Raw genomic sequence first — 5,687 nt, 5'->3', positions numbered from 1 at the left:
CGTCGGCCTGGCCCGAGCTCACCCACGCCACGTACATGGAGAAGTACGGCGACGACATCGAGGACATCGGCACGTACTACGACAACGCCAAGCTCACGATCGCGGTGCCGGAGTACTCCGAGCTGAACTCGATCGAGGACCTCAAGGGCAAGGGTGCGGAGTTCGACGGCAAGATCATCGGGATCGAGCCGGGTGCGGGCCTCACCGCCCAGACCGAGAAGATGATCCCCGAGTACGGCCTCGACGGCGAGTACCAGCTCGTCACCTCGTCGACCGCGGCGATGCTCACCGAGCTGAAGACCGCGACCGACAAGCAGGAAGACCTCGTTGTCACGCTGTGGCGTCCGTTCTGGGCCAACGATGCCTTCGCCATGAAGGACCTCGAAGACCCGAAGGGCGCGATGGGCAAGGCCGAGGGCCTGCACTTCCTGGGTACCAAGGGCTTCGCCGAGGAGTTCCCCGAGGCTGCAGAGCTGATCGAGAAGATCAAGCTCGACGACGAGCAGTACGGCGCGCTCGAGGACCTCGTGGTCAACGAGTACGGCGAGGGCAAGGAAGCGGATGCGGTCGACGCATGGCTGAAGGAGTACGGCGACCAGTTCGACTGGACCGTCACCAGCTGACCCGCCTCACACACACGCCTCTCAGAGGTTCGCTCCGGTCGCACTTGCTGCCGCTTCCCGGTCCGCCGGGCGGCAGGAAGTGCGACCGGAGCTTCTGCGTTCCGGCGCCGGTAGAACCTCGCCGAGCGCGGCGAAACGCCCCGGCCGGGTCGAGTGACCCGGTCGGAGCGTCCCGTCTCGCTGGGCGAAGATCAGCTGACCTTCTTCCGGTAGGAGATGATCGCGAACACGTAGGCGACCACGAGGATGCCGACGCACCAGGCGAGGGCCACCCAGATGTCGGAGCCGACGGGCTTCTCGGCGAACAACGCCTGGACGGTGTTGACGATCGAGGTGACGGGCTGGTTGTCGGCGAACCACTGCACCGGAGCCGGCATGGTGTCGGTCGGCACGAACGCCGAGCTGATGAACGGCAAGAAGATCAGCGGGTACGAGAACGCACTCGCGCCGTCGACCGTCTTGGCGTTCAGACCCGCGATGATCGCCAGCCAGGTGAGTGCCAGGGTGAACAGCATCAGGATGCCGATCACTCCGAGCCAGGCCCACAAGCTCGCCCCGGTGCGGAAACCCATCAGGAATCCGACGCCGAAGATGATCGCCAGCGTGATGGCGTTCGCCGTCAGCGACGTGAGCACGTGCGCCCACAGCACGCTCGATCGGGCGATCGGCATGGAGTGGAACCGCTCGAAGATGCCGCTCTGCATGTCGGTGAACAGCCGGAACGCCGTGTACGCGATGCCCGAGGCGATCGCGATGAGCAGGATGCCGGGGAGCAGGTAGTTCACGTAGTTGTCGGTGCCGGTGCTCTGCTGGAGCGCACCGCCGAAGACGTAGACGAAGAGGAGCATCAGCGCGATCGGGGTGACCGCCGTGGTGATGATCGTGTCGGGGCTGCGGAAGATGTGCCGCATGGAGCGGCCGGTGAGTGTCGCCGTGTCGGCGGCGAAGTGCGTACTCGACCTTCGCGGCCGGGAGCAGCTTCTTCAGCTCGGCGAGCGTGCCGCCGGCGATGATGCGGCCCTCGTGCAGGATCGCGATGCGGTCGGCCAGATGTTCGGCCTCGTCGAGGTACTGCGTGGTCAGCAGCACGGTCGTGCCCGTGTTCGCGAGTTCCTTGACCACGCCCCACACTTCGATGCGGGCTTCGGGGTCGAGGCCCGTGGTCGGCTCGTCGAGGTAGATGACCTCGGGGTGTCCGACCAGGCTCATCGCGATGTCGAGGCGGCGACGCATGCCGCCGGAGTAGGTGCCGACCTTGCGGGCGCCGGCATCCGTCAGGCGGAAGGTCGCCAGCAGGTCGTCGGCGACCTTCCCGGCGTCTGGCAGGTGCCGCAGCTTCGCGACCAGCACGAGGTTCTCGCGTCCGGTGAGGCGCAAGTCGATGACCGTCGGGCGCAGGATGACGGCGAGCAAACCCCAGTGTCGCAATCATCTGCACAGCCTCCGGTCAAAGTGACTTGTGCATTACAGACACGCGAGATCGCAGGCGATGACGCGCACGGCCGGTATTCCGGAATTCACTCGTCGCAGCGGCAATGCCCGATGAAAAAAGTTGAGTATCGCGTCATCGAGGTCGGGATCTTCCGTCTGCAATGTACGGGGATGACTGGGGAGCGCTTGCGCCACCGTCGTTCCGATAGCACTTTCCGCGCGGAGGGTCGGCCACGCATGTCGCGGTCACGAAGGGCGCGACCCACTACCGCGCCGTCGGCAACCGTTTCGAAGGCGGCGCGATCGAGCTGGCGGATGCCGCGTTCGGCGCATCGTCCACGCTGCTGCACACCGGCAACGTCGAGTCGGGTGTGACCCGCACGTCCTTCCCCGCCGCGGGCCCGCGTGTGGTGGATACCGCGAACGTCGTGGTCTGACGCTCTCCCGGGCGCCTGGCTTCGGGCGGGGTACCCCCGGGTGGTGCGTCCGTCGGGAGGTGCATCCGTCGGGAGGGGCATCCGTCGGGAGGGTCATCCGTCGGGAGAATGTCCGGATGTCGGACCGGTAAGCCTGTTCCGGTCCGACATCCGTGAGATCTCCCGACAGGTGCGCACTCCGGGGAGACGAACCGAGGGCGCGAAACGGGCACGCGAGCCGGGGCCGCTCGATGCGTTCGGGCTACGCGGCAGGGATGCCGACGAGCTCGGCGCTGCGCTGCCAGAGGGCCTCGGCGAGGGCGGCGTCGTTCACCTGCGGATTGATCTTCGTGGTCAGCTGGTGCTCGTCGTAGTAGGCGCCGGAGAACCAGGTTTCACCGGGGGTTCCCTCGATGAACCAGCGCAGTGTCGCACCGCCCTTGTCCGCACCGATGAGCATGAGGTGCTTGAGCGGGGTGCGGTAGAGCAGCCGCATGATGCTCGACGAGTCGGACGCGAAGTTCGTCTGCACGGTGCCGGGGTGGAAGGCGACCGCGCTCAGCCCCTGGGCGTGGAACTTCGTGTGCAGGCTCTTGGCGAACAGCACGTTCGCGAGCTTGGCGTCGCCGTAGGCCTTGTTCGGGCTGAAGCGGTGGCGGTTGTCGAGGTCGTCCACGTCGAGATGTCCGAACAGGCGGTGGGCGATGCTGGAGGTGTTGATGACTGAGCCTTCGGCCTTCAGCACGTGGGGAAGCAGCAGGTTCGTGAGCAGGAACGGCGCCAGGTGGTTGACCTGCATGGTCTTCTCGAAGCCGTCGACCGTCGGGGTCTGATCCCCGAAGATGCCGCCGGCGTTGTTCGCCAGCACGTGGATGCCGCTGTCGCCGACGGCATCGCTGATCTTCGCGGCCAGTGCTCGCACGTCGTCGAGGCGCGCGAAGTCGGCGGGGCGTGTGCTCCTTGTTCATATGGGGTGGTAAGTCCCGTTGGTCTGCCGTGTTGTTACTATCAGTATAGTCTAGTTGGTCAATGCTGTCTAGTCTGTGTGTGAGTGATCTTCGATGTCTTCGAGCTCGACGCGGTCGAATCGGTGGGCGATCTTGTCGGCGACGCGCTGCGCTCGTGCGCGGTTGCGGTAGGTGCCGGTGCGGGTCTCGTCGAACGTGACACCGTAGCGGGTGCGCAGATCGATCCCGGTTTCGCTGCGGAGAAATCCAGTTTCGCCCTTGTAGGTGACGAGAATGCGGGTGCTCATGGGTGCCTCCTGGTTAGGGCGGGGCGGGCCTGTGACCCACCCCGCGAGGGTCACTGCTGGGTGTCGGTGCTCTCGACCGTGGCGGCGATCTGCTCGACGGGGGAGAGGGTGTAGCCCCAGCCTGCGAGGGTCTGCAGGTAGTGCGCCGTCTCCGGTCGCGGACTCCGCCAGGTGGTGCGCCCGGTGCTCGCCTCGATGCCGCCGAGGACGATTGCCAGGGTGACGTGGCCCGCCTTGGTCGGGTGTGCGGCGAGGAAGTCCGCGAACCGGTCGCCATAGCCGCCCGATACCGGCTCGACGCCGAGAAGGTCGGCCGCGAGGGCGTTCCCGCTCAGTTCTCCGGCGACCAGGTAGCGCGCTTCGCGCGATGACTTGTGCGGAGTCCTTGGGGAGCGTCTTGCGTCCGAGGAACTGGGCGAGCCATTCCCGGCGCACGCTCTCGGCGGCGTCCCAGTCCTTGTTGTTGGCGATCAGCTGCTTGCGCTCTGCCTTCTCCTCGTCGGTCATCGGTCCGGCCTTGCGGCCCATGCCGTCGTCGGCGACGGTGTAACCGAGGGTTTCCGGCTCGTCGACGTAGTAGTTCACCTGGTGGTTTCCGTCGCGCTGTCCGCGCACGTAGACGGCCACGCCGTCTTTCCCCTGGATCTCGTCGACGCTCACCCGCTCGCCCTCGCTCGTGCGGAGGTCACCGAGGCGGTAGGGGGTGCGGGCGTCCCATGCGGGGGCTTCGGAGAGGATGCGGTGGCCTTTGGCGGCTTCGACCTGTTCGCCTGCTTCCCGGGCCTGAGCGGTGGCGCGCTCGTCGCGGGCGCGCTGGACGGCGTGGGGGAAGTATCCCGGCTCCTCGTTTGCGATCCGGGTCAGCGTTGCGACGACGTCGGGGGCGTCTTCGAACTCGATCAGTGTTGCGGCCTGGTCCAGGGTCATTCCGGTTTCCGCGATCAGGCGGGTTCCGGTTTCGCTGGCCGCGACCGTCAGGCCCGTCTTGATCTTGTCTCGCTTCGTGCCGGTGCGCTTGGCGATCGCGGTGACGGAGAGTCCTTCGAGTTCCAGGGCCTTGTACGCCTGGATGCGGTCGCCGTCGGTGAGCGCCTGGCGCTGGTCGTTCTCCACCAGCTGTTCCACGATGCGCTGCGCGTCGTCAGCGGCGTTGGCCTCGACGATGTAGACGGGCACGCTCGGTAGGCCGACCTGCTGAGCGGCGAGGGTGCGGCGCTGGCCGTAGCGGACGTGCACGCCGTTCTCATCGCGGGTCGCGACGATGGGGACAAGAACGCCGTTCGCCCTCACGCTGTCAAGGAATTCCTTGTCCAGGCTTGCCTCTGCCGCCGTGCGGACATTGGTCGCCACGTCGATGGTCTGCGGGTCGATGAGTTCAAGGACTCCGGCGGATGCTGTTGCAGTGGTCATACTGTGCTCCTTGTTCATATGGGGTGGTAGGTCCCGTTGGTCTGCCGTGTTGTTACTATCAGTATAGTCTAGTTGGTCAATGCTGTCTAGTGTGTTCTTCGTCTCCTTCGTCGTGTCCTTCGCTGTGGCACTGCACCCAGTAGTCGGCGGATGCGGGGTAGCCGTGCGCTTCGAGCAGCGTGGCTAGAGCGTCGACTTCGCCACAGTTCAGGCTCATGGCCGTCTCTCGGGCCAGGTCGGCGCTTGCGAAGGCGTCGCAGAATGTGGTGGATGCATCGAGCCGGGTAGCGCTCATGGTGACCTTCTTTCTGGACTGGTGTCCGATATTCGGGGGCAGGGGCCCTCGGCCCTTGCCCTAGCGGAGCGAGAGGGCCTCGGCCCGTCTTCTCTTCCTCCCGTTACTTTCTTCGTAGCCGTTCAGGAGTAGTAGTGCCCCATAAAGTGGTGTAGCCCGTGGTGGCCGGCTCGTCGATCGCGACGAAGTGCGGTCACCGCGTGATCCTTCGAGGAAACTCTCACATCCCACTCGAAAGGCATCATCACGATGACCGC

At 65.8% G+C, this 5,687-nt stretch carries 4 protein-coding genes and 2 pseudogenes; 1 reads left to right on the top strand and 5 read right to left on the bottom strand.

Translation table 11 applies throughout. The annotated features are described in order from the left end of the window. The coding region (locus KZA10_RS06820) for a glycine betaine ABC transporter substrate-binding protein (RefSeq protein WP_218682483.1) at positions 1 to 623 on the top strand (623 nt) is incomplete at its 5' end. A gap of 191 nt (positions 624 to 814) precedes the next feature. Here the strand turns inward: KZA10_RS06820 and KZA10_RS06815 are convergent. From KZA10_RS06815 to KZA10_RS06790, 5 genes and pseudogenes are all read right to left on the bottom strand, one after another. Next, on the bottom strand, positions 815 to 1,534 hold the full coding sequence (locus tag KZA10_RS06815) for an ABC transporter permease (protein WP_218682482.1): 720 nt from the start codon (positions 1,532 to 1,534) through the stop codon (positions 815 to 817). Between the two features lie 40 nt (positions 1,535 to 1,574). Next, a pseudogene (locus KZA10_RS06810) lies at positions 1,575 to 2,006 on the bottom strand (ABC transporter ATP-binding protein); the annotation flags it as partial. Positions 2,007 to 2,732: 726 nt separating this feature from the next. Further along, positions 2,733 to 3,410: pseudogene (locus tag KZA10_RS06800) on the bottom strand (SDR family NAD(P)-dependent oxidoreductase); the annotation flags it as partial. A 96-nt stretch (positions 3,411 to 3,506) separates the two neighbouring features. Continuing rightward, on the bottom strand, positions 3,507 to 5,135 hold the full coding sequence (locus KZA10_RS06795; RefSeq protein ID WP_218682481.1) for a ParB N-terminal domain-containing protein: 1,629 nt from the start codon (positions 5,133 to 5,135) through the stop codon (positions 3,507 to 3,509). A gap of 76 nt (positions 5,136 to 5,211) precedes the next feature. Beyond that, complete coding sequence (locus KZA10_RS06790) at positions 5,212 to 5,430, bottom strand: hypothetical protein (RefSeq protein ID WP_218682480.1); 219 nt, start codon at positions 5,428 to 5,430, stop codon at positions 5,212 to 5,214. Positions 5,431 to 5,687 lie beyond the last annotated feature (257 nt).

It is taken from the genome of Microbacterium sp. BF1 (genome assembly GCF_019279095.1).
GTDB classification, from domain to species: Bacteria; Actinomycetota; Actinomycetes; order Actinomycetales; family Microbacteriaceae; genus Microbacterium; species Microbacterium maritypicum.
This window is presented reverse-complemented; position numbering and strand designations above follow the sequence as displayed.